Consider the following 19,571-nt stretch of genomic DNA (forward strand, 5'->3'; position numbering starts at 1 on the left):
CGGTCGTTCATGCATGCACCCTGCAGTCTGGTTGTGGTTGGGTCGTTCTCGTTACGTGCTCATCCGGTCGTTCTCCTTGCGTGCCAGCGGACCTGGTGCGCTGCACAAATACTTAACAGAACGTAAACAATACTGCAACGTATCTTTCGTTTTGACCTCATTCGTTCAAGAGACGTGAGGCAAAACGGACCCTTATCCGCCCCCGTTGAATGCGGCAAAGTGGAGAAAAGTGTGATTGGGATCTCATCCGCAATGAGATCGGTGCCGCGATTCGGGACAGATCTGGCCTGTCAGCCCGCTGGAATCAGGGCGCTTCCAGCGATGCCTGCAACGCGGCCGCGAGGGCCGCGTCGCCGCTGACCAGGTCCACCCAGCGCAGATCCAGCCCCTTGCGGTGGCCTTTGCGCACCAGCTTGAGACCCTCGGGGTCGAGGGTCAGGGTGTACGACTCATCGCCGATCTGGACTTCGCGGCGCAGGGGTTTGTCGAGCGGCGTCATGGGAACGGTCTCGTGTCATTCGTCCTGCAGCGATCCGCGGATCGAGCGCGCCAGGTCGCTGCGGGTGAACGGTTTGCCCAGTATCGCGATGTTGCGACCCACGGCGCCGCTGGCGTCGATGTCGCGCGGGTAGCCGGAGGTGAACAGCACCCGCAGCGCCGGCTTGTGCGCCAGTGCGCGCTTGGCCAGTTCCCAACCGGACATGCCGGGCATCACGATGTCCGAGAACAACAGGTCCACGTCCACGTCGGTGCGCTCGAGCAGGCGCATGGCCGAGGCGCCGTCGTGTGCTTCAAGCACGCGGTAACCCAGCTGCCGCAGCGTGTCCACGGTATACGCGCGCACGTCGTCGTTGTCCTCGGCGACCAGCACCGTGGCCTCCTCCTGCATCTCGTAACCGCCCAGGCCCCGGTGCTCGGTCTGGCCGGCCTGCGGCAGCTCGGCTGCCGAACGCGGGAACAGCAGGGTGATCGACGTGCCGGCACCGGGCGCGGAATCCACCAGCACATGGCCGCCGGACTGCTTGACGAAGCCGTACACCATGGACAGGCCCAGGCCAGTGCCGCGCCCTACTTCCTTGGTGGTGAAGAATGGTTCGAACACGCGGGTCAGCGTCTCGGCGGACATGCCGTGGCCCGTGTCCTTGACCCGCAGCATTGCGTAATGGCCCGGCGGAACGTCGGGGTTCTGCGCGGTGAAGTCATTGTCCAGGTGGGCGTTGTCCACTTCGATCACCAGGCGGCCGCCTTCCGGCATGGCATCGCGGGCGTTGACCGCCAGGTTGAGCACGGATGCCTCCAGCTGGCTGGGGTCCACTTCCACGCACCAGATGTCCGGGTGGTGCACGATTTCTAGCTGCACCAGCTCGCCCAGCGAACGGTGCAGCATGTCTTCCATGCCGCGCAGCTGTGCATTGAGGTCGACCGGCAGGCTGCGCAGGGGTTGCCGGCGCGAGAACGCAAGCAGCCGCTGGGTGACATTGGCCGCGCGCATCACGCCCTTCAGGGCGTTGTCCAGCGCGCGCGTGGAGCCGTCCGCCACATCGCCCAGACGTTCGGTGAGCAGCTTGGCGTACTCCACGTTGCCGGCGATCACGGTCAGGATGTTGTTGAAGTCATGCGCGATGCCGCCGGTGAGCTGGCCCACGGCTTCGATCTTCTGGCTCTGCCGCAGTGCTTCCTCGGCCTGGCGGCGCGCGGTGGTTTCCACCGCCTCGGAAACCACGGCGGTGATCGTGCCCTGGTGGTCGAGCAACGGGCGGAATGAGAACTCGAAGGTGCGTTTGCCGGTGGGAAGCAGCAGGTCCAGCTCATGCCGCGAAGCGTTGCCTGCGGCCGCCTCCAGCACGGCCTGGCAGACGATGGCCGGCACGCCTTCGGTGCTGGCGAACCAGGCCGATTCGCAGTACAGCGCGCCGCGGACATCGTCCTTCGTGGCCAGGATCGCGGCCAGCGAGGCGGAGTTGGTGTCGATGATGTGCCCATCGAGGGTCAGCAGGTTCTGGTGCTGGAAGCTGGATTCGAACAGCGCCTGCAGGCGGCTTTCGCTGCGGTGCAGGGCAGAGGTGCGTTCGTTGACCTGGCGCTCCAGTGATTCGTTGCTGGCTTTCAGCAGGGCCTGGGCGTGCTTGAGCTCGCTGATGTCGCGGGCCATGGCGTAGTAGCCCATGACCGACCCGTCGGCATCCAGCTCGGGTACGAAGTCCACCTGGGCGTAGCGCGGTGCGCCGGCGCGGCGGTGGGTGAGCGCCTCGAAACTGACCTTCTGTCCGGTCAGGACCTTGTCGAAATGCTCCTGCAGCAGCGCGAAGCCTTCATCACCGACGAGCTCGCGGGCGTGCAGGCCGACCACGTCTTCCGGCGCCAGGCCATGCCATTCGACGTAGGCCTGGTTGGCGAAGCGGTAGTGGTGCCCGCGATCGAGATACGCAATCAGGGCCGGCAGCGAATCGGTGATCAGGCCCAGCCGACGGTGGCTTTCGTGCAGCTCGGTTTCCACCCGGCGCAGCCTGCGGCGCTCCTGGGCTTCGTTGATCGCGCGCAACACGGCCTCGGGCAGGCGCTGCAGGCGCGACTTGACCACGTAGTCGCGGGCGCCGCGCTTGAGCGCCTCGACCGCGAGTTCCTCGGTCAAGGTGCCGGAGACGAAGATGAAAGGCACTTCGGGCGCGACGTCGGTGGCCAACACCAAGGCCAGGTCGCCGCTGAAACCGGGCAGCACATGGTCGGCCAGGATCACATCGAAGTCGTTGTTCGCCAGTGCATCGCGCATTCCCTGGTCCGACCAGGTGCGCTCCGCAGTGAAGGGCAGGCCGGCGCGGCTGAGCTGAAGGGTGATCAGCTCCGCGTCCAGCGCGCTGTCCTCCACCATCAGAATGCGGATCGGCTTGCCGGTTACATCCTCAGCCATCTTTTCGACTCTTCGCGCCAAACAGTGTGCCGTGCGGCGGCGGCTGGTTGGTGATGCCCCAGAACATGCCCAGCCCCTGGATGGCTTCCAGGAATTCCTTGAAATCGACCGGCTTGACCACGAAGGCGTTCACGCCCAGCTCGTAGCTGCGGATCAGGTCCTGCTCCTCTCGCGAGGAGGTCAGCATCACCACCGGGGTGCTGCTGATCGCGGCATCGCCGCGGATTTCCCTGAGTACTTCCAGCCCGTTGAGCTTGGGCAGTTTGAGGTCCAGCAGCACCACCACCGGGCCGCCGTGCATGGCGCCCTCGTACCGGCCCTCGGTACGCAGGTACTCCAGCGCCTCCACACCGTCCCGCACATGGGTGACATCGTTCAGCAGCTGGCAACGGGCTAGTGCAGCCATCGTCAGCTCAGCGTCCTTCGGATTGTCTTCCACGAGCAGAATCGGCCGCAGATCTCTCATACTTTGTCTCCAGTAGCAAAGGGAATGGTGAAATAGAATTTGGCGCCCACTCCCACCTGGCCTTCCGCCCAGGTCCTGCCGCCGTGGCGGGTGATGATGCGGTGCACGTTGGCCAGGCCGATGCCGGTGCCTTCGTACTCGTCAGCATGGTGCAGGCGCTGGAACACGCCAAAGAGCTTGTCCACGTAGCGCATGTCGAAGCCGCAGCCGTTGTCCTGGACGTAGAACACGTTTTCGGTATCGGTGCGGTAGTGGCCCACTTCGATGACCGTGTTGGGCGTATCGCGGGTGAATTTGATCGCGTTGGAGAGCAGGTTCTGCCAGACCAGGCGCAGCATGCCCGGGTCGGCCTGAACGCGCGGCAGATGCGGCACCACCCAGTGTATGGCGCGGCCGTCGTATTCCATGTCCAGCTTGTGCCGGACGTCCTCGACCAGGGCGGTCATGTCCATTGCGATCTGACCCATCGTGGACCTGCCCATCTGCGAGAAGCTGAGCAGGTCGTCAACCAGTGTTCCGGCCGATTGTGCGGATTCAACGATGGTGTCGAGAAATCTCTTTTCTGAATCGTTTAGCCTTTCGCCGGCCGAGGCCCACAGCAGCTCCGAATAGCCCACGATGTGGCGGAACGGTGCGCGCAGGTCGTGGCTGACCGAATAGGAGAATGCCTCCAGCTCCTTGTTGCTGCGCAGGAGCTGTTCGTTGAGCGCGGCCATTTCCTCGGCCTTGCGCAGCACGATGTCGACGATGGCGGTACGCAGTTCCAGCGCCGCGTCGCGGTCCACGTCGTTCCACGGCAATGATTGCTTGCGTACCGTTTCCTTCCAGCCCTCGAACGAGGTGCGCGGGGACAGCGGCAGGCCGGTATCTTCCTTGCGAGGGTCACCGCCCCAGCGCACGGTACGTACGACCTCCGGCCGGAACCACAGCACGTAGCTGTCGTGGATCTGGGAAATGGAAATGGCCAGCACGCCGCTGGCGACGTCGGCGAAGGCATCGGCCGGCGCCCATTCCAGCGGCAGCCGGTCGGTACAGACCAGGTCCCCGTCATGCTGCTGCGCGGTCAGCCACTGCACCAGCGACATCACCTGCGGTTCGTCAGGACACTCACCGTGCAGGATGCACTCGCCGCGATGCACGATCGCCGCGCCGGCGGACTGGGTCAGCGCAAGCAGGCTCTGCTGGTCCCGGCCCAGCGCGGCCATGAAATCCTGGTCGCCGGCCATGCGGCCGAGCAGGCGCACCTGGATCGCGCGGCGGGCGATGCGTTCTTCGACCACGGCCGCGCGTTCCTTCAGCGTGATCTGCAGCGACAGGATCTGGCCGATGAACTCGCAGGCGGTGCGCACATGGTAGGGAACACGCTTGGGCGCCTGGTTGTGGCAGGAAATCAGCCCCCACAGCTCGCCTTCGCGCAGCAGCGACACCGACATCGATGCGCCCGTGCCCATGTTGCGCATGTACTGCAGGTGCACCGGCGACACGCTGCGCAGCATGGAGGGGCTGAGGTCGGTTGGCGGGGCATCGGCGTTGGCGGCGTCGCGCACCAGCGGTACGGCCTGGTAATCGCTGTCGGCGATCAGGCGGACGCGGTTCTGCCGGTACAGCGCGCGCGCCTGCGCGGGGATATCCGATTCGGGGAAGCGCAGGTCCAGGTAGCTGGGCAGGACCCCGTTGCCCTCCTCGGCAACGACCGCGCCATTCCATTCCTTGTCGAACTGATAGACCAGGGTCCGGTCGAAACCGGTCAGCTCGCGGATCTGCACGGCAGCGAGCTCGCACAGCTCCTGCGTGCTGGCTACCCGCTCGATGGCACCCATGAAGCGGCGGATCGCCGGGTACAGGTCTTCAAGCGAGCCCGGTTCACCGGACACCGGCTCCTCAAGCTCCACGATGAGATCGTTGCCGGTCCGATGGGCCAGCACCTGGTGCCTGCCATGTTCACCGATCGTGTGTGTGCCGAGGAACTGCGAGGTGTCCGGCTTGAGCGCCTCAAGGGTCGGTCGGCAGGCGGCCAGCGTGGCGCCCAGCACCACATCCACCGTCTGGCCAAGCGGGTCGCCGAAGGTCTCGATCAGGTCCGGGCGCGACAGCGCGCGTTCCTTGACCCGCAGGGTCGCCGGGTCGAGGACGAGGATCAGGCCGTAGGGTTGAATCGCTCCCGGAGTGCGTATCGGCTCTCTGGCACAGCTGTTGAGATCCAACGCGGGTTCACTCACTTTCCAGGACGACATTCGTTGACCCCCACCGGGTACCGTAATCAAAAGACGCTGCTCAACCACTGGAGCAGCCCTGTATCGGCGGGCACGGGGGTCCACGCCGCCGTCAGGGGCCCACCGGCATAGCTTCGCATATCACTGCTCCCCGATCCGTGAGGAACGGAGGCGATGGCGGCTCAGGGCTTGGCGGGGCGCTCGTAGTCGTCCGGCGTGGCGGTGGTGTCCTGCTCGGGCATGTCCTTGTCCTTCCACTTCGCATCATCGTTGCGCAGCGTGTCGGGGGTATGGGCTTTCTGCTGGTCGTCCTTGCCTTCCAGCGGATTGGAGGAGGGGGTTGCCATGGAAGTCGCCTTAGTGGGTGCGGAATCCGAGCTTGGGGGCGACGAGGTGAGGGCGATGTCCGCACGCGCTGCACGGTGCCCACACATCGCGGTCACCACCCGGCTACGCAGGGCACGGTATCCCTTGCCTGACCCGCCCGAAGAACACGGTTCCACCGGTCATATATATGGATCAGATCGTCGAACATGCCGCGCCCGCGCTGGAGTCCGCCGCACGAGAGGTGCTGGCACGCCAGCCGTCGCTGCCGCTGCCCGGGCGTGGACATACGCTGGAGCGCTGGCGGGCGTTGGCTGCCATTGCCGGGCGCGATCTGTGCGTGGCGAAGGTGATGGAGGCCCACTACGACGCACAGGCGATCCTGGCCGACCTGCATTCGGCTCCCTTGGCGGACGGGACGCTTGCGGCGGTCTGGGCGGCGGAAGGTCCCCAGGCCACGCTGTGCTACGACGAAGCGACGGGCACGGTAAGTGGCGCCAAGCCCTGGTGCTCCGGCGCCGGTCTGGTCGATGTGGCGCTGGTCACTGCCCACTGCGGCGACGTATCCCGGCTGGTCTGCCTGCGCACTGACGCGCCCGGCATCCTGTTGCAGCCGCAGAGCTGGCATGCCACCGGCATGGGCGGCATTCCGAGCGGCACGGTGCAGTTCGACCACGTACGCGCCGAGCCCATCGGCGCGCCCGGCGCCTACCTCGCGCGCCCGGGCTTCTGGCATGGCGGTGCCGGTATCGCCGCGTGCTGGTATGGCGCGGCGGTTGCGTTGGCCTCACCGCTGCAGCGCTCGCCGCGCGTGGACGACAACGCCCAAGCCGCTGCATTGCTTGGCCAGGTCGACATGGCGCTGCAGGCGTCGGCGGCGCTGCTGCGCGAACTGGCTGCCTGGATCGATGCGATGCCATCGCAGCCGCACAGGTCCGACGTGACCCGCGTGCGCAGCGTGGTGGAGCGCGCCTGTGTGCAGGTGCTTGATGCGGTCGGACGCGCGCTGGGCCCCGCGCCCATGTGCCTGGATCCAGGCCACGCCCAGCGCTGGGCGGATCTTACCGTCTTCATCCGGCAGAGCCACGCCGACCGCGACTGGGCCGAACTCGGCCGCGCGATCCAGCGCCAGGAGCAACCATGGACGCTGTAACCGTGCGCATCGAAGGGCGCGGCACGCTGGAATCGGCGTGGGAAGCCTGCGCCTGGCTGGATGCGTTGCCCATGGTGGAGGCCGATACGGTGCTGCTGGGTGCGCGCCGCCTGGTGGTCGTTTCACCGCATCCGGACGACGAGGTGCTCGGCTGTGGCGGCCTGATGCAGGCGGCGTTGGCACAGGGCTGTGCGGTCCAGGTGGTCTCGGTCAGTGATGGTGAGGCCTGTTATCCCGACCACCCGCATTGGCCAGGGGCTCGGCTCCGCGATGCCCGGCGCCGCGAACTGGCCGATGCCATGCAGGCCTTGGGCATGGACGCCACCCATGTCACCGCGCTGGGCCTGCCGGACGGTGGCATTGCCCGGCATGAAACGGACCTCGCCGCCCACCTCGCCGCACGGTTGTCGCCCGGCGACGTGGTCGTCGGCCCTTGGGTACACGATGCCCACCCTGATCACGAAGCGGCCGGTCGTGCCGCCCGCGCGGCGGCGGCCAGTTGCGGGGCGCGGTTCCTGCAGTACCCGGTCTGGGCCTGGCACTGGCTGGATGCCGAGGCGCCGGTAGGGCCGTGGTCGAGCGCGCAACGCATTGCCCTGTGCGCCGATTCCCAGGCGCGCAAGCGCCAGGCGATGGCGGCATTCGCCACCCAGACCGGAGAGGTTGCGGGACTGGACCGTGAGCCCGTGCTCCCCGACCACGTGCTGGCCAGGTTCCGCCGTCCGTTCGAGGTGCTGATCGGATGAGCACCGCCGCTTACTTCGAGCAGATCTACCAGCACCCCGATCCCTTCCAGTACCGCGATCGTTGGTACGAAGCGCGCAAGCGCGCCCTCACCCTGGCCAGCCTGCCGCGCCAGCGTTACCGCAACGGGTGGGAACTGGGCTGTTCCAACGGCGTGTTGACGGCGGAGCTTGCGGCGCGGTGCGATGCGCTGCTGGCCACCGATCTCAGCGCGGCGGCGCTGGCCGAAGCGTCGGTGTCGACGCAGGCGCATGCCAACGTGCGGCTGCAGCAGGCCAGCCATCCCGACCAGTGGCCGCAAGGCCGGTTCGACCTGATCGTGGTGAGCGAGGTGGGCTATTACCTGTCCCCGCAGGACGTGGTGACGATGGCAACGCAACTGCGTGGCAGCCTGGCCGATGACGGGCTGCTGCTGGCCTGCCATTGGGTGCATCCGTTCGCCGAGGCCCGCACTTCCGCTGCGCAGGTGCACCGCACGTTTGCGCGTGGTCTTGAAGAAGCCTTCTGCTACCAGGACGCCGACATGCTGCTGCAGGGCTGGAGCGCCGAACCGGTCAGCGTGGCGCGCTGGGAGGGGTTGCGATGATCGCCGTGATCGTACCGGCGCATGACGAAGCGCATGCCATCGGGCGCTGCCTGGCGTCCATCACGGTTGCGGCTGCGGACCCGCGCCTGCGCGGCGAAGCGGTCCTTACCGTGGTCGCGCTGGATGCCTGTACCGACGATACCGCCGCCGTGTGCGCTGCGCACGGGGCGACCACCCTTGAAGTGACCGCCCGCTGCGTCGGCACCGCGCGGGCGGCCGCAGCCGAGCACGCGCTCGCGCGCGGCGCTCGCTGGATCGCCAGCACCGATGCCGATACCGAAGTGCCCCCGGACTGGTTGTGGCGGCAGCTGCGCTGCGGCGCCGATGCGTTCTGTGGCGTGGTCGAGGTCGTGGACTGGCTGGACTATCCCGACGTGGTACGCACCGCCTTCTCCGGGCGCGAGGCGATGCGCGACGGTCATCGGCATGTGCATGGCGCCAACCTCGGCCTGAGCGCGGCGGCCTACCGTGCCGTGGGCGGCTTTCCTCCCCTCCGCACCGGGGAGGACGTGGCCCTGGTGGAGGCACTGGCCGGCAGTGGCGCCCGCATTGCCTGGCTGGCGCGGCCGGTGGTCGCGACCAGCGCCCGCCGCAGCGCGCGTGCGCCGCATGGGTTCAGCAGTTTCCTGCGCGCGCTGGAGCGCGAGGTCCTCGGTGGCGGTGGGGCCCTGCGTCCCGCGCAGCTGGTGCAGGAGTGATGGAGCAGCCGGCCGACCTGCTGGGCTGGGCCGCGACCGTGGTGCTGATCGCCACGCTGGTCCGGCAGATCGTCAAGCAGCACCGGGCCGGTTCGGTGGAAGGCGTCTCGACGTGGTTGTTCGTTGGCCAGATCACCGCCTCGGTGTTGTTCATCGCCTACAGCGCGTTGCTGGGATCGCTGGTGTTCGTGGTGACGAACTCGCTGATCCTGGTCACGGCGGTGGTCGGGCAGGGCCTGGCCATGCGACGGCGGAGGTCGGCAGGAGAGCGTGGAAAGTAACGCCTGAGCGGCGGATTGGCTGAACAAGTCAGGGTTGTGCATCCGCTCTTCACGCGACATCAGTTGTCGTGATGGTCCGTGTACCTGAATTCATTTAAGCTCAGGTGAAACCAAGCCCCGTCACGTCCTCGTGGCGGGGCTTTCCCACCTTCCCAGCAGGAAACCACCCCCATGGCGGCTTTGCAGCAGCGCACCATCGACCTCATCCGCAGCCACCAGGACGCCGTCGTGGCGCAGTGGGTGGAACAGCTGGCCGGCGCCGGCCAGAGCCAGGACAGCCGCCTGTCCGCGCGTGAGCTGGATACCCAGGTGCGCGAGTTCTGGCGGCTGTTCCAAGCCGCGCTGTCCACCTCCGGTACGGGCGTGGCCGGCAGCGAATGGCAGGAACTCCGGCATTTCCTCGAGCAGCTCTCGCGCGAACGCGTGCTCAAGGGGTTCAGCTCGGCCGAGACCGCCAGCTTCCTGTTCTCGCTCAAGCGCCCCCTGTTCGAGCTGGCCCAACAGCAGCTGGCGGATGACCCGAAGGTACTGGGCGACCAGCTGTGGGCCATCTCCGAGCTGATCGACGGCCTGGGCCTGCACAGCGTCAAGGTCTACCAGAAGACCCGCGAAGACGTGATCCAGCGCCAGCAGGAAGAAATGCTGGAACTGTCCACCCCGGTGGTGAAGCTGTGGGAGGGCGTGCTGGCCCTGCCGATGATCGGCACGCTCGATTCGCAGCGCACCCAGGTGGTGATGGAATCGCTGCTGCAGCGGATCGTCGACACCGGCTCGGAAATCGCCATCATCGACATTACCGGCGTGCCCACCGTGGACACGCTGGTGGCCCAGCACCTGCTCAAGACGGTGACCGCCATCCGCCTGATGGGGGCCGACGCGATCATCAGCGGCGTGCGCCCGCAGATCGCGCAGACCATCGTCCACCTGGGCCTGGACCTGCAGGGCATCGTCACCAAGGCCAACCTGGCCGACGCATTGGCACTGGCGCTCAAGCGCACCGGCCAGACGGTGACCAAGGCAGCCCGCTGAAATGGACCGCATCCCAATTCTGCAGATGGGCAATCTGCTGCTGGTGACCATCCAGGTGGACATGCATGACCAGCTTGCGCTGACCCTGCAGGACGACCTGACCGAACGTATTCAGAACACCTCTGCACGCGGCGTGTTGATCGACATTTCCGCGTTGGACATCGTCGATTCCTTCATTGGCCGGATGATTTCCACCATTTCGTCACTGGCCAGGATCATGGATGCCACCACGGTGGTGGTGGGCATGCAGCCGGCCGTGGCGATCACGCTGGTTGAGCTGGGCCTGACCCTGACCGGGGTGCGCACCGCGCTGAATGTCGAGCGTGGCATGGATCTGCTGCGCAAGGACCTGCTGCAGCAACCCGACGAAGAGGCGCCATGACCCCCGTCTGTGGATCCTTGCCGATCCGCGTCGAGCAGGACGTGGTGCTGGCCCGCCAGGCTGCCCGGCAGGCGGCCGTGGCATGCAGGATGCGGCTCATCGACCAGACCAAACTGGTCACCGCCGCCAGCGAACTGGCCCGCAACGCGGTGATCTATGGTGGCGGCGGCAGCATGGAATGGGAAGTGGTGGACAGCGGCATCCGCCGCGGGCTGCGCCTGGTGTTCTCCGACAACGGTCCCGGCATTCCCGATATCGCCCAGGCCCTGACCGATGGCTGGACCTCGGGCAGCGGCATGGGGCTGGGGCTGTCCGGCTCGCGGCGGCTGGTGGACCAGTTCGAACTGGAGAGCGAACCCGGCAAGGGCACCCGGGTTGCCATCACCAAATGGATCTGAATTTCTCTGGCCGCGTTACCCGGGTCGTGGTGGTGGAAGAGGTCTCGCAGGTAGGGCAGGCCCGGCGCGAAGCGCTGGCCATGGCCGATGGCATCGGCTTCGATGAAATGGATGCCGGCCGGGTGGCCCTGGCCGCCACCGAGCTGGCCACCAATGTGATCAAGCACGGACGCGGCGGGCGCATCTACCTGTCAGTGGTATGCGGTCGCGGCGGCGAGGGCATCGAACTGTGCACCCTCGATGCCGGGCCGGGCTTCTCGCTGGCGCAGTCGCTGCCTGATGGCTATTCGACGGGCGGTACCCAAGGCCTGGGCCTCGGCGCGATACAGCGCCAGGCCACCGTGCTCGATGCCTGGTCCGACGACAAGGGCTGCGTGGTGGTGGCGCGCGTCTACGCCAGCCGTGTTGCCCGCGACGTGGACGTACCCTACGGTGCGCTGCGCCTGGCCATGCGCCATGAGGTGGCGTGCGGCGACGCCTGGCACCTGCGTGCCGATGCCCAGTCGGTGGCCGTGACGCTGATCGATGGCCTCGGGCACGGGCTGCAGGCGGCCGATGCCGCCCAGGCCGGCGTGGCGGTCGCAGCCGCGCGCGGGGCGGTTGCACCGGCGGACCTGATCGCGGCGATGCATGCCGGCATGTCCGGTACCCGGGGCGGGGCCGCGGCGGTTGCCAGCGTGGATGTTGCCAGCGGCGCGGTCCAGTTTGCCGGCATCGGCAACATTTCGGCGGGCCTGCACGAGGCGACCACGACCCGTGGCATGGCCTCGCATCCGGGCATCGTCGGGGTGCAGTTCCGCAAGGCGCAACCATTCCATTTTCACGCGCCGGAAGGCACGCTGCTGCTCATGCACAGTGATGGAATGCAGGCGCGTTGGAGCCTGCGCGACTACCCCGGCCTGTTCCATCGCCACCCGGCGCTTATAGTGGCGGTGCTGCAGCGCGATTTCGATCGTGGCCGCGACGACACCGGCATCATCGCCCTGCGGCTCGGAGACCTGCATTGAACGCCCCCTCACCGGAACAGGAAATCGACCAGCTGCGTGCGCAAGCCACGGCATTGCGCGCGGAGCTGGAGGAGACCAACCAGGGCGTGCTGGCCCTGTATGCCGAACTGGACCAGCAGGCGGAGCAGCTGCGCGAGGTGTCCGAACTCAAGAGCCGGTTCCTGTCCTACATGAGCCATGAATTCCGCACGCCGCTTGGGTCGATCCTGAGCATGACCCGATTGCTGGAAGACGGCATCGACGGCCCGCTCACCGACGAGCAGCGCCGCCAGGTGCGCTTCATCAGCGGGTCGGCGAGCGAGCTGCGCGAAATGGTCGACGACCTGCTGGACCTGGCCAAGATCGAAGCGGGCCGGATCACCATTTCGCCGGCCTGGTTCGACCTGATGGACCTGTTCGCGGCGCTGCGCGGCATGTTCCGGCCCCTCATCGAAGAAAACCGGGTGGACCTGGTGTTCGAAGATCCGCCGGCGTTGCCCCTGCTGTACACCGATGACAAGAAGCTGGCGCAGATCCTGCGCAACTTCATTTCCAACGCGCTCAAGTTCACGCCCAACGGCCAGGTGGTGGTGTCGGCCAAGCTGGTCGACGCGCATTCGGTGTGCTTCAGCGTGCGCGACACCGGCATCGGCATTCCGCAGGACCTGCTGCCTACCCTGTTCGAGGATTTCGTGCAGGTGGACACGCCGCTGCAGAAGCGTCTGCGCGGCACCGGCCTGGGCTTGTCGCTGTGCAAGCGCTTTGCCGAGCTGCTGGGCGGCGAGGTGGGGGTGACCAGCGAACTGGGCGTCGGTTCGGAGTTCCATGTGAAGCTGCCGCTGAAGCTGGCTGCCGAGGAGACCGCTGATGCCGACGCGTGACCGGATCCTGATCGTCGACGACAACGCGGCCACCCGCTATTCGGTGCGCCGGGTGCTGGAACACCACGGGTTCCGCGTGGAAGAAGCCGGCACCGGCACCGACGGCCTGGTCCAGCTCAACACGCAGGATTTCGGTGCGCTGGTGCTGGACGTCAACCTGCCCGACATGAGCGGTTTCGATGTGGTTCGCCAGCTGCGCGAAGATCCGCGCATGCAGCTGTTGCCGGTGGTGCATGTCTCGGCCGCCTCGATCGCCACCGGGGACCTCATCACCGGCCTCAACGCCGGTGCCGATGCCTACCTGGTGCACCCGGTGGATCCGGACGTGCTGCTGGCCACGCTGCGCAGCCTGCTGCGTGCGCGCCGCGCCGAAGACGCATTGCGCGATGCCGAAGCGCGTTTCGGCGAGATCTTCCGCCAGATCAATGCACCGATCACCGTCCTGGATGCGCAGCTGCAGGTGCATGAAGCCAACGATGCCTTCAAGCGCCTGCTTGGAGAGGACCTGGGGCCGGGCCGGATCGAGGCCTTGCTGGACCACCAGTTCGCGCCGATGAGCGCGTTGAAGGTGGCGCTGGCCGAAGGTGAGCGTTGGCAGGGCACCTTTGCCTTGCAGGTGCAGGGCAGCCGGCGCATGACCGAGTGGCGGGTGACGCCCTACAGCGCTCCCGGCCTCGGCCTGGTGCTGGTCGAAGACATCACCGAGCGCCACGTGCGCGAACTGGAGCAGCGCCAGGAGCTGGAGAGCGCCAACAGCGAGCTGGCCTTCCAGATCGCCGAGCGCGAGCGCACCGAAATGGAGCTGATGCAGGCCCAGAAGATGGATTCGCTCGGCCAGCTGACCGGCGGTATCGCGCATGATTTCAACAACCTGCTGACCACCATCATCTCCGGCCTGGACATGATCGAGATGGCCGCCAGCAGCGGCAAGTGGGAAAAGGCAAGCCGTTACGTCGACATCGCCACCGCCTCGGCGCACCGCGCCGCGGCACTGACCCAGCGCATGCTGGCCTTTGCCCGCAAGCAGCCGCTGGACCCGCAGACGTTCGACGTGGTTGCCCGCGTACGCTCGCTGGAAGACATGCTGCGGCGCTCGATCGGCGAGAACATCGAACTGGAACTGGAGCTGGGCGCCGAACCGCTGGTGGCCATGGCCGATCCCAACCAGTTCGAGAACGTCATGCTCAACCTGGTCATCAACGCGCGCGATGCGCTGGCTGGCCAGGGCCTGATCCGCATCCGCGCGGGCCGCGCGAGGATCGAGCGCGACCACGAGCTGTCGCCGGGCGACTACATCAGCATCAAAGTGATCGACAACGGCACCGGCATTCCACTGGACCTGATCAACAAGGTATTCGAACCGTTCTTCACCACCAAGCCGCAGGGCGAAGGCACCGGCCTGGGCCTGTCGATGACCTACGGCTTCGCGCGCCAGTCCGGCGGCAGCGCCCGTATTGCCAGCGAGCAGGGGGAAGGTGCCGAGATCGAACTGCTGTTGCCCGAGGGCCAGCAACAGGTCGAGCCGGCGTCTGCGTCCACCGCGCAGGTGCAGGTGCAGCGCGGCCATGCCGAACGCATCCTGCTGGTGGACGACACCGATTCGGTGCGGATGATGGTGCGCGAGATGCTGCTCGAGGTCGGCTACCAGGTCGTGGAAGCCACCAATGCGCAGCAGGCGCTGCTGGAGCTGCATTCAGCGCGGGCCGTGGATCTGTTGTTGTCCGATGTCGGCCTGCCCGGCATGAACGGTCGCGACCTGGCGGATGCCGCGCGCGCGTTGCGCCCGAGCTTGCCGGTGCTGTTCATCACCGGCTATACGGAAAGCGCCGCCGTGCGCAACGAGTTCCTGGGCGAGGGCATGTCGCTGCTGCCCAAGCCGTTCAGCGTGCACGAGCTGCTGCACAGCGTTGGCGCAATGTTCGGCCCCCGTCAGTAACCGCCCACCGGTTCGGTTTCGAACCGTTCGCCGAAGCCGGTGATATGCGGGCGTGCGCGGGCAATGGCCTGCTGCACGCCCGGCAGCGCCAGCGAGGCGTGGTGGAGTTCAGCGCTGTCCCAGACTTCAGTGATCCAGATCGCGTCGGCATTGGCGGGATCCTTCGCCACCACGTAGCTCCGGCATCCCGGCATGGCCTGGGTGCCCTCCAGCAGGATCGCGATGACCGCGTCGCGCTCGCCGGGAGCGATGTTCATCTTTCCGATCAGACCGTACATGGATGCCTTCCTGCTGCTCGAGGGAGGGTCGATGGTATCCTGCGCGCCGTTCTGCCGCCTGGCCCCCCATGTCTGTCTCCTATCCCCCGCGCCAGCAGTGGCTCGGCAATATCCGTGGCGACCTGCTTTCGGGCGCCGTGGTCGCCTTGGCGCTGATTCCTGAAGCCATTGCCTTCTCGATCATTGCCGGCGTGGACCCCAAGGTGGGCCTGTATGCGTCGTTCTGCATCGCCGTGGTCACCGCCATCGCAGGCGGCCGGCCGGGCATGATCTCGGCGGCCACCGGCGCGATGGCGCTGGTGATGGTGGACCTGGTGAAGGACCACGGCCTGCAGTATCTGCTGGCCGCGACAATCCTGGCAGGCCTGCTGCAGATCATCGCCGGCGCACTGAAGCTGGGCGCGCTGATGCGGTTCGTGTCGCGTTCGGTGATCACCGGCTTCGTCAACGCACTGGCCATCCTGATTTTCCTGGCACAGATGCCCGAGCTGATCGGGCGCTCGTGGCAGGTGTGGGCGGTGTGCGCGGCGGGGCTGGCCATCATCTACCTGCTGCCGCGGTTGACCCGCGCAGTGCCGTCGCCGCTGGTGGCCATCGTGGTGCTGACCGCGCTGTCGATCGGGCTGCACTGGGAAGTGCGGACCGTGGGCGACATGGGCGCACTGCCCGACAGCCTGCCCACGTTCCTGTTCCCCGATGTGCCGATGACGTGGGACACGCTGGCGCTGCTGCTGCCGGTCTCGGCAACCCTCGCGGTGGTGGGCCTGCTGGAGTCGATGATGACCGCGCAGATCGTCGAGGACATGACCGACACCCCGAGCCAGCGCAACCGTGAGTGCGCCGGCCAGGGCCTGGCCAACATCACCGCTGGCCTGTTCGGCGGCATGGGCGGCTGCGCGATGATCGGGCAATCGGTCATCAATGTGTCCTCCGGCGGGCGTGGCCGGTTGTCCTGCCTGGTGGCAGGCGTGCTGCTGTTGCTGCTGGTGGTGTACGGGCACGACTGGGTGCGGCAGATTCCCATGGCCGCGCTGGTGGCGGTGATGATCATGGTCAGCATCGGGACCTTCCACTGGCGTTCCTTTGCCGAGTTCCGCGTGCACCCCATGAGCTCCTCGGTGGTGATGGTGGCCACCGTCGTGGTGACCGTTGCCACCCACGACCTGGCCAAGGGCGTGCTGACCGGAGTGCTGCTGTCGGCGTTGTTCTTCGCGCGCAAGGTGGGTCGGCTGCTGGTCGTCACCGACCACACCGATGCCGACGGAGTCCGTACTTACACGGCGACCGGGCAGGTGTTCTTCGCTTCGGCGGGGCAGTTCGGCGAGAGCTTTGATTACCAGGAAGTGCCGGCGCGGGTACGGATCGACCTCAGCCAGGCGCATTTCTGGGACCTGAGTGCGGTTGGCGCACTGGACAGGGTTACCCTCAAACTGCGCGGGCATGGGGCGCAGGTCGAGGTGATCGGACTCAACGCCGCCAGCCAGACGTTGGTGGAGCGGCTGGGTGGCCGTACGCCTCACTGAACCTGGTCAGGATCCGGCGCTCAACATCTCCAGCACAGGGCCGTTACCAGCGTATGACCCGACCTGCATGTGCGTTGCACCGTGCCGGCCGGGCCGCAATGGACTGCGTGACGTAGTAGCGGTGCCCGCGGGCGCGCGCTGTTCTGTACTCCTGCCTGGAACACCCCCATGTCCACGTCCCGCTCGTCCGCTTCCAAGCGTCCCGGCAGCATCGCCAACCGGCTGATGATCGGAACCGCGCTGATCGCCATGCTCTGCTTCGGCGTGACCGCCGCCCTCAGTTACCGCGAAGCCAGCGAAGCGCTGCTCGAATCGTCGCGGCGGACCATGGAAAGCCAGGCCGAGGCCGAATCGCGCCGGGTCGGTGCCGATCTGGCCGCCGCGTTTTCCACCAGCCAGGCGCTGGCCGACAGCCTGGTGGTGCAGCACCGCGCTGCCACCCTGTCGCGCGCGACCGCCGCGCAGGTGCTGCAACAGCAGCTGCAATCGCACCCGGAATGGGTGGGCCTGGGCACGCTGTGGGAACCGCAGGCCTTCGATGGCAGGGACGCCGAGTTCGTCGGTGCCGAAGCCCACGATGCCACCGGCCGCTTCATGAGCTACTGGGCCTGGCAGGACGGCGCGCCGGTGCAGGATGTACTCAAGGGCTATGACGTCCCCGGCGATGGTGACTGGTACCTGCGCCCGCGTGAGCTCAAGCGGCAGGCCGTGAGCGAGCCGTACCGTTATGAGATCGGCGGCAGGCAGGTGCTGATGACCACGCTGTCGACCCCGGTGCTCGACAACGGACAGTTCCTGGGCGCGGTCACCGTGGACTTCGGCCTGGCTGCACTGCAGGAGCGTCTGGCGGCGCTGCGCCCGATGGGGCAGGGCCACGTCGAACTCATCTCGCCTGGCGGCATCGTGCTGGCCGCGCAGGATGCCAAGCAGATCGGCCAGCGCCGCGACGATGCCGTCACTGCGCAGGTCCTTGCAGCCGTGGCGCGTGACCAGCGCTTCGAGGCGTTCACTCCGGATGCCGCAGGCAACGTGAAAGCGTATGTGCCGCTGCGCATCGGTGGCAGCCAAGAGCGGTTCGCGCTGGGCGTGATCGTGCCGTATGCGCTGATCACCGAACAGGCGCGCTCGCTGCTGTGGATCATCCTCGGCGTTGGCCTGGGCGCGGCACTGGTGCTCAGCGCCAGCGTGTACGTGCTGCTGCGCCGCCAAGCGATCCGCCCGCTTGCCGATGCCGTGCGGCTTTCGGCGGACGTGGCCGAAGGCCGTCTGGACACGCCGCTGCCGCCGCCACGCGACGACGAAGTTGGCCGCCTGCTGGAGTCCATGCAGCGCATGCGCGGCCAGCTGCGCGCGGTGATGGCCGCGCAGGGCGAGATGGCGCAACGCCATGAAGCCGGCGAGCTGGGCTATCGCATGGACGCGCAGGCCTTCCCGGGCGCGTACGGACGCATGGTCGAAGACACCAACCAGCTGGTGGGCGCCAATATCGCCGTCACCCGTCGCCTGGTCGAGGTGATGCAGCGCTATGCGGTGGGCGATCTGTCGCAGGACATGGACCGCCTGCCCGGCGACCAGGCCGTGTTCACCGATGCAATGGACACCACCAAGGCCAACCTGCGCGCGATCAATACCCAGATCCGCGACCTGGCCGGTGCCGCCGCGCGCGGCGACTTCAGCCAGCGCGGCGATGGGGTGCGCTTCGACCACGACTTCCGCGCCATGGTCGAAAACCTCAACACCATGATGCAGGTGAGCGACGACAACCTGCAGCAGATCTCCGCGCTGCTGCGCGCGATCGCCGCCGGCGACCTCACCGCACGCATGCACGGCCAGTTCCACGGCGTGTTCGCGCAGATGCGCGACGATGCCGATACCACCGTGACCCAGCTGACCGACATCGTCGGTCGTATCCAGCAGGCGACCGACAGCATCAACCTGGCGGCGGGCGAAATCGCCTCGGGCAACAGCGATCTGTCGCGCCGTACCGAACAGCAGGCCGCGAGCCTGGAGGAAACCGCCGCGTCGATGGAGGAACTGACCTCCACCGTGCGCCAGAACGCCGACCACGCCGTGCAGGCCAACCAGCTGGCGGCCGGTGCTGCCAACGTGGCCGAACAGGGCGGGCAGGTGGTGGGCCAGGTGGTGACTACCATGGCCGGGATCGAGGCCGCGTCCAAGCGCATCGCCGAGATCATCTCGGTGATCGATGGGATCGCCTTCCAGACCAACATCCTGGCGCTCAACGCCGCCGTGGAAGCGGCGCGCGCCGGTGAGCAGGGCCGCGGCCTTGCGGTGGTGGCCTCGGAAGTGCGCGCGCTGGCGCAGCGCTCGGCCGGTGCGGCCAAGGAGATCAAGCAGTTGATCGACGATTCGGTGGAGCAGGTCGCCGAAGGCTCGGCGCTGGTGCAGACCGCCGGGCGCACCATGGAAGAGATCGTTACCGGCGTGCGCCGGGTCAACGACATCATGGCCGAGATTTCCGCCGCCTCGAAGGAGCAGTCCGCCGGCATCGAGCAGGTCAACCAGACCATCACCCAGATGGACGAAACCACCCAGCAGAATGCGGCGCTGGTGGAAGAAGCCACCGCTGCGGCGCGGGCGATGGAAGAGCAGGCCCAGCACCTGGGCACTGCGGTGGCGATCTTCCGCACCGGCGCGGCTGCGCCGGCCGCAGCGCCTGCGGCACCGCGCAAGGCCGTCGGCCAGAAGCGGGCCTCGGTGCGTGCAACAGCGACAGCGGTCGAGACCGAATGGGAAACCTTCTGAGCAGCAAAAAGCCCGGTCA

At 67.1% G+C, this 19,571-nt stretch carries 19 protein-coding genes; 13 read left to right on the top strand and 6 right to left on the bottom strand.

The window, feature by feature from the left end; translation table 11 throughout:
* Positions 1–304 precede the first annotated feature (304 nt).
* The 5 genes from QE395_RS02430 to QE395_RS02450 form a co-directional block, all read right to left on the bottom strand.
* A complete protein-coding gene (locus tag QE395_RS02430) occupies positions 305–499 on the bottom strand; it encodes a hypothetical protein (RefSeq protein ID WP_093534700.1) in 195 nt (64 codons plus the stop codon).
* Positions 500–514: 15 nt separating this feature from the next.
* Positions 515–2,908: a hybrid sensor histidine kinase/response regulator gene (locus QE395_RS02435; protein ID WP_210131127.1), complete on the bottom strand. Its 2,394-nt coding sequence runs from the start codon at positions 2,906–2,908 to the stop codon at positions 515–517.
* A complete protein-coding gene (locus QE395_RS02440; RefSeq protein WP_217535648.1) occupies positions 2,901–3,374 on the bottom strand; it encodes a response regulator in 474 nt (157 codons plus the stop codon). Before QE395_RS02440 ends, QE395_RS02435 begins: the two co-directional genes overlap by 8 nt.
* A complete protein-coding gene (locus QE395_RS02445) occupies positions 3,371–5,608 on the bottom strand; it encodes an ATP-binding protein (protein ID WP_306987463.1) in 2,238 nt (745 codons plus the stop codon). The genes QE395_RS02440 and QE395_RS02445 overlap by 4 nt, the downstream gene beginning before the upstream one ends.
* Positions 5,609–5,769: 161 nt before the next feature.
* A complete protein-coding gene (locus QE395_RS02450; protein ID WP_167693307.1) occupies positions 5,770–5,934 on the bottom strand; it encodes a hypothetical protein in 165 nt (54 codons plus the stop codon).
* A gap of 167 nt (positions 5,935–6,101) precedes the next feature.
* Between QE395_RS02450 and QE395_RS02455 the strand changes: the two genes are divergently transcribed.
* The 11 genes from QE395_RS02455 (at position 6,102) to QE395_RS02505 (ending at position 14,985) form a co-directional block, all read left to right on the top strand.
* Positions 6,102–7,064, top strand: a complete 963-nt coding sequence (locus tag QE395_RS02455) for an acyl-CoA dehydrogenase (RefSeq protein WP_306987465.1) — start codon at positions 6,102–6,104, stop codon at positions 7,062–7,064.
* A complete protein-coding gene (locus QE395_RS02460; RefSeq protein WP_306987466.1) occupies positions 7,052–7,810 on the top strand; it encodes a PIG-L family deacetylase in 759 nt (252 codons plus the stop codon). Before QE395_RS02455 ends, QE395_RS02460 begins: the two co-directional genes overlap by 13 nt.
* Positions 7,807–8,394 carry a class I SAM-dependent methyltransferase gene (locus QE395_RS02465; protein ID WP_306987467.1) on the top strand — a complete coding sequence of 196 codons (588 nt, stop codon included), beginning with the start codon at positions 7,807–7,809 and terminating at the stop codon, positions 8,392–8,394. The genes QE395_RS02460 and QE395_RS02465 overlap by 4 nt, the downstream gene beginning before the upstream one ends.
* Complete coding sequence (locus QE395_RS02470) at positions 8,391–9,092, top strand: glycosyltransferase family 2 protein (RefSeq protein ID WP_306987468.1); 702 nt, start codon at positions 8,391–8,393, stop codon at positions 9,090–9,092. Before QE395_RS02465 ends, QE395_RS02470 begins: the two co-directional genes overlap by 4 nt.
* The gene (locus QE395_RS02475) at positions 9,092–9,373 is read left to right on the top strand and encodes a PQ-loop repeat-containing protein (RefSeq protein ID WP_306987469.1); all 282 of its coding nucleotides are present in this window, start codon (positions 9,092–9,094) and stop codon (positions 9,371–9,373) included. Before QE395_RS02470 ends, QE395_RS02475 begins: the two co-directional genes overlap by 1 nt.
* 171 nt (positions 9,374–9,544) lie before the next feature.
* Positions 9,545–10,402 (top strand): STAS domain-containing protein, encoded by an 858-nt coding sequence (locus tag QE395_RS02480; RefSeq protein WP_306987470.1) that lies wholly within the window; start codon positions 9,545–9,547, stop codon positions 10,400–10,402.
* Between the two features lies 1 nt (position 10,403).
* Positions 10,404–10,784, top strand: a complete 381-nt coding sequence (locus QE395_RS02485; protein WP_306987471.1) for an STAS domain-containing protein — start codon at positions 10,404–10,406, stop codon at positions 10,782–10,784.
* Positions 10,781–11,182, top strand: coding sequence for an ATP-binding protein (locus QE395_RS02490; RefSeq protein ID WP_306987472.1), 402 nt, complete (start codon positions 10,781–10,783; stop codon positions 11,180–11,182). Before QE395_RS02485 ends, QE395_RS02490 begins: the two co-directional genes overlap by 4 nt.
* Positions 11,173–12,189 (top strand): ATP-binding protein, encoded by a 1,017-nt coding sequence (locus QE395_RS02495; RefSeq protein WP_306987473.1) that lies wholly within the window; start codon positions 11,173–11,175, stop codon positions 12,187–12,189. Before QE395_RS02490 ends, QE395_RS02495 begins: the two co-directional genes overlap by 10 nt.
* Positions 12,186–13,049: an ATP-binding protein gene (locus QE395_RS02500; protein ID WP_306987474.1), complete on the top strand. Its 864-nt coding sequence runs from the start codon at positions 12,186–12,188 to the stop codon at positions 13,047–13,049. The genes QE395_RS02495 and QE395_RS02500 overlap by 4 nt, the downstream gene beginning before the upstream one ends.
* Positions 13,036–14,985, top strand: coding sequence for a response regulator (locus tag QE395_RS02505; RefSeq protein ID WP_306987475.1), 1,950 nt, complete (start codon positions 13,036–13,038; stop codon positions 14,983–14,985). The genes QE395_RS02500 and QE395_RS02505 overlap by 14 nt, the downstream gene beginning before the upstream one ends.
* On the opposite strand, the gene QE395_RS02510 is transcribed toward QE395_RS02505, so the two are convergent.
* Positions 14,979–15,263, bottom strand: coding sequence for a putative quinol monooxygenase (locus tag QE395_RS02510; RefSeq protein WP_068854122.1), 285 nt, complete (start codon positions 15,261–15,263; stop codon positions 14,979–14,981). The genes QE395_RS02505 and QE395_RS02510 overlap by 7 nt on opposite strands.
* A gap of 68 nt (positions 15,264–15,331) precedes the next feature.
* Between QE395_RS02510 and QE395_RS02515 the strand changes: the two genes are divergently transcribed.
* Entirely contained in the window at positions 15,332–16,786 is a 1,455-nt protein-coding gene (locus QE395_RS02515) for a SulP family inorganic anion transporter (protein ID WP_306987476.1), read from the top strand.
* A 168-nt stretch (positions 16,787–16,954) separates the two neighbouring features.
* Positions 16,955–19,552 (top strand): methyl-accepting chemotaxis protein, encoded by a 2,598-nt coding sequence (locus tag QE395_RS02520; RefSeq protein ID WP_306987477.1) that lies wholly within the window; start codon positions 16,955–16,957, stop codon positions 19,550–19,552.
* Positions 19,553–19,571: the final 19 nt, after the last annotated feature.

This window comes from Stenotrophomonas sp. SORGH_AS_0282 (assembly GCF_030818125.1).
Classification (GTDB): Bacteria; Pseudomonadota; Gammaproteobacteria; order Xanthomonadales; family Xanthomonadaceae; genus Stenotrophomonas; species Stenotrophomonas rhizophila_A.

What these genes read in the sequence shown, in the direction of transcription:
- QE395_RS02470 (WP_306987468.1), top strand. Translation starts at nt 8,391, where the DNA reads ATGATCGCCGTGATCGTACCGGCGCATGACGAAGCGCATGCCATCGGG.
- QE395_RS02505 (WP_306987475.1), top strand. Translation starts at nt 13,036, where the DNA reads ATGCCGACGCGTGACCGGATCCTGATCGTCGACGACAACGCGGCCACC.
- QE395_RS02465 (WP_306987467.1), top strand. Translation starts at nt 7,807, where the DNA reads ATGAGCACCGCCGCTTACTTCGAGCAGATCTACCAGCACCCCGATCCC.
- QE395_RS02430 (WP_093534700.1), bottom strand. Translation starts at nt 499, where the DNA reads ATGACGCCGCTCGACAAACCCCTGCGCCGCGAAGTCCAGATCGGCGAT.
- QE395_RS02520 (WP_306987477.1), top strand. Translation starts at nt 16,955, where the DNA reads ATGTCCACGTCCCGCTCGTCCGCTTCCAAGCGTCCCGGCAGCATCGCC.
- QE395_RS02450 (WP_167693307.1), bottom strand. Translation starts at nt 5,934, where the DNA reads ATGGCAACCCCCTCCTCCAATCCGCTGGAAGGCAAGGACGACCAGCAG.
- QE395_RS02515 (WP_306987476.1), top strand. Translation starts at nt 15,332, where the DNA reads ATGTCTGTCTCCTATCCCCCGCGCCAGCAGTGGCTCGGCAATATCCGT.
- QE395_RS02440 (WP_217535648.1), bottom strand. Translation starts at nt 3,374, where the DNA reads ATGAGAGATCTGCGGCCGATTCTGCTCGTGGAAGACAATCCGAAGGAC.
- QE395_RS02490 (WP_306987472.1), top strand. Translation starts at nt 10,781, where the DNA reads ATGACCCCCGTCTGTGGATCCTTGCCGATCCGCGTCGAGCAGGACGTG.
- QE395_RS02460 (WP_306987466.1), top strand. Translation starts at nt 7,052, where the DNA reads ATGGACGCTGTAACCGTGCGCATCGAAGGGCGCGGCACGCTGGAATCG.
- QE395_RS02480 (WP_306987470.1), top strand. Translation starts at nt 9,545, where the DNA reads ATGGCGGCTTTGCAGCAGCGCACCATCGACCTCATCCGCAGCCACCAG.
- QE395_RS02445 (WP_306987463.1), bottom strand. Translation starts at nt 5,608, where the DNA reads ATGTCGTCCTGGAAAGTGAGTGAACCCGCGTTGGATCTCAACAGCTGT.
- QE395_RS02495 (WP_306987473.1), top strand. Translation starts at nt 11,173, where the DNA reads ATGGATCTGAATTTCTCTGGCCGCGTTACCCGGGTCGTGGTGGTGGAA.
- QE395_RS02435 (WP_210131127.1), bottom strand. Translation starts at nt 2,908, where the DNA reads ATGGCTGAGGATGTAACCGGCAAGCCGATCCGCATTCTGATGGTGGAG.
- QE395_RS02455 (WP_306987465.1), top strand. Translation starts at nt 6,102, where the DNA reads ATGGATCAGATCGTCGAACATGCCGCGCCCGCGCTGGAGTCCGCCGCA.
- QE395_RS02475 (WP_306987469.1), top strand. Translation starts at nt 9,092, where the DNA reads ATGGAGCAGCCGGCCGACCTGCTGGGCTGGGCCGCGACCGTGGTGCTG.
- QE395_RS02485 (WP_306987471.1), top strand. Translation starts at nt 10,404, where the DNA reads ATGGACCGCATCCCAATTCTGCAGATGGGCAATCTGCTGCTGGTGACC.
- QE395_RS02510 (WP_068854122.1), bottom strand. Translation starts at nt 15,263, where the DNA reads ATGTACGGTCTGATCGGAAAGATGAACATCGCTCCCGGCGAGCGCGAC.